The sequence below is a fragment of the Kitasatospora sp. NPDC086801 genome (assembly GCF_044745805.1).
Classification (GTDB): domain Bacteria; phylum Actinomycetota; class Actinomycetes; order Streptomycetales; family Streptomycetaceae; genus Kitasatospora.
In genome coordinates this window covers 1-1,715 of record NZ_JBIVAX010000031.1, presented here as the reverse complement: position 1 = coordinate 1,715, position 1,715 = coordinate 1, and the positions used below count along the sequence as shown (strand labels likewise).

Sequence of the window (1,715 nt, the reverse complement as noted above, 5' to 3'; positions counted from 1 at the left end):
CGCCCCCCCCGCTCCCCCGCGCCCGGGGGCGTCCGCGGCCCCCGGCCGGGGCGGCGGGGGGGGGGTGCCCCCCCCCGCCGCGGGGGGGGGGGGCGGCGGGGGGGCCCCGCCGCCACGGCCGTCGGGGGGCCGCCGCGGCTATATGATCACGCGGCCGAGATCACGTCACGGGGGAGCACGAGAACAGCGATGGCCGGGCAGGCAGTACTCGCACCGCCGAGGGAACTCCGCACCTGGTTCGGCCGGCGCTCGGTGCGGATGACCGGATCCGCGCTGGTGTGGCAGGAGGAACCGGAGGCCTTCCACATCCCCTACGGCCGGATCCGCCGGGTGCACGCCGTTCCCGGCCGGGGCGTGCTCTGGGACCTGTGCGTCGAGGTCGACCCGCCGGGGCGCGGCGAGCGCTCCGAGTTCCGCCTGGGCACGACCGATGCCAAGGCCCAGGCGTTCGCCGACGCCATCAACGCGCAACGGCTGAAACGGCTCGCCGAGGCTCCGGCCGACCCGACGCGGATCCGCGTCGAACCGTTCCGGCGGCCCAGGCCGCTGCGGCCCGCCGGCTGGCAGCTCGGCCTCCTCGCGCTGTTCGCCGGCTGCCTCACCGAGTCCGTCGCCCTGGCCCTGCTCGGCCACCCCGTGCGGGCCGGGTTCGTCTGGGCCGGCTTCGCCGCCTGGTGGGTGAGCGCCGCCTGGGCGGCGAACCTGCCCTGGCAGCTGCGGTACTGGCGCCAGCAGCAGGCACTCGGCGAGCTCCGCCCGGCGGAGTTCACCGGCTCCTACCTCGGGGAGTACAGGGTGCACGACGTCCACGGCCACTCCCGCAGCACCCGGCGCACGCTCCGGTACACCTACCGGGTGACCGACCAGCTCGGCACGGCGCAGCGGCACGAGTGCAGCGCCGCCGACGTCCAGGACGTGGCGCGGCCCCGCACGGTCCTCGTCGTCCCCGGCCGCCTCTCGGCGGACACGCCGGGCGGGCTCGCCGGCCACCTGGTGTGGATGGGCGTCACCGGCCTGCCGACCCTGGTCGCGGGCCTGGTCGGCCTGGTCCTCGTCCCGGGCCTGCTGCTGCCCTGAGCCGCCGACGGCTCACCGATGCCGGCCACCTGCCCGCCCGGGTGCGCGTCCGGCCTGGACTCCGGGTCCGCCTCCCGCCCCACCCGACGCGCACCCTTCCGTTTGCGGTGGCCCGGGCCGGGGTGTGGGGGCGGTGTGCGGGCGCTGGAGATCCACTGGAGGCCGCCTCAAGGCGGGTGGTTCGTGGCGGGTTGGGTGTGTTCTGGTGGATGGCGAAGCAGACCCGCCCAGGTCCTGTCCGGCCGGACAGGACCTGGTGTCGGGGCACGCCGGAGGACGGTAGACGCTCGCGCATGGATGTGAGTGTGGAGGCTATGGTTCGCCGGCTCGGAGTGGATTTGACTGGTGGACATGAGGACGGGCTCGCAGGGTTCGCAGAACCGCCCGGGTCCGCTGGTTTCGTCGACTTCTTCTCCGAATGGGGTGGCTGCTGTGGTTGCCAAGGGTGTTGTGGATCTTCCGGTCGGTGCTGGTGTGGTGCTGGTGGTGGGTGGGACGGGTAAGACCGGTCGGCGGGTGGCGGATCGGTTGTCGGTGTTGGGGTACGGGGTGCGGGTGGGGTCGCGGTCGGGGGCGGTGGCGTTCGACTGGCATGACGAGGGGACGTGGGAGGCGGCGTTGGAGGGGGTGAGTGCGGC

The 1,715-nt window shown here is 74.9% G+C and carries 1 protein-coding gene and 1 pseudogene; both read left to right on the top strand.

Annotated features, from left to right (window positions below; genetic code table 11):
* Window positions 1-189 precede the first annotated feature (189 nt).
* On the top strand, window positions 190-1,077 hold the full coding sequence (locus ACIPLC_RS26980; protein ID WP_363626019.1) for a hypothetical protein: 888 nt from the start codon (window positions 190-192) through the stop codon (window positions 1,075-1,077).
* A 432-nt stretch (window positions 1,078-1,509) separates the two neighbouring features.
* Window positions 1,510-1,715, top strand: a pseudogene (locus ACIPLC_RS26975) (hypothetical protein); the annotation flags it as partial.

What these genes read in the sequence shown, in the direction of transcription:
- ACIPLC_RS26980 (WP_363626019.1), top strand. Translation starts at nt 190, where the DNA reads ATGGCCGGGCAGGCAGTACTCGCACCGCCGAGGGAACTCCGCACCTGG.